Annotated in this window: 1 protein-coding gene; it reads left to right on the top strand. The window is 47.0% G+C overall.

The features are described 5' to 3' along the window. Positions 1-14: 14 nt before the first annotated feature. On the top strand, positions 15-668 hold the full coding sequence (locus B5E66_RS12680) for a hypothetical protein (RefSeq protein ID WP_087233859.1): 654 nt from the start codon (positions 15-17) through the stop codon (positions 666-668). Positions 669-841 lie beyond the last annotated feature (173 nt).

Here is an 841-nt window from a genome sequence, read left to right as displayed (position 1 = left end):
AGGAAAAATTCATTATGAAACTCAAGAAGATTGCTTCTCTGGCGCTGGCCGGCATCATGGCCGTCAGCATGCTGGCTGGCTGCAAGGACGGCGGCAACAGCAACAGCGGCTCTTCCAGCAGCGAGCCTACTGCTTCCACTGGTTATACTGCTTCTGTTCTGGCAAAAACCAATTTGGCCAAAGATTTTGTTGACGGTAAGGATGATTCCAAGCTGGATGCTATGGTATCTGCTATTGCCGAGAAGAAGGTAAGTTATACTTACGGCACTGGTTACTCTCTGAATCGTCTGACGGATCAGAATGCCTGGGATATGGCTGAAAAACTGATGACTGGTGCAATGACCGGCGCTTCTGGTATGTATGGGCTGGAAAGTCATAGTGCACTGACCGACCCTGCTGAGAGCAATGATGGCGTTTACTATGCTCTTTATTATGTCGAGAATAAGTACGCTGATGATCTCATCGATTCCCTTGTTGCAGATAAGCTGGATTCTATTGCAAAGTCTGTGATTAACAGCACGAATGCAAATGTTAATAATACAGACTATACTGTTAGTGTGGCAAAAGCTGATATGAAGATTAGTGAAACTGCAAGTGGCACTGCAAAGGACGGTTTTGTCCTGGTGGGCATTGCTGTTACCACTGATTACACTGCTCCTCAGTACTAAACATTACTTATAACACCCCCGGGGCACCATACCGGGAGATGATATAAGGGGCGTGCAGGTGCCAGAGACCACCTGCGCGCTCGGGTAAAACACCCATCCGATGTGGCGGCAAAGAGGAATAAAACCAATATTCCTTCTGTTGTTGATCGCACCAAAACAAAAGAACTTTTGCG

Source organism: Faecalibacterium sp. An121 (genome assembly GCF_002160915.1).
Lineage (GTDB): Bacteria > Bacillota > Clostridia > Oscillospirales > Ruminococcaceae > Faecalibacterium > Faecalibacterium avium.
The sequence above is the reverse complement of the archived record's forward strand: the minus strand, read 5'-3'. Positions and strand labels throughout refer to the sequence as shown.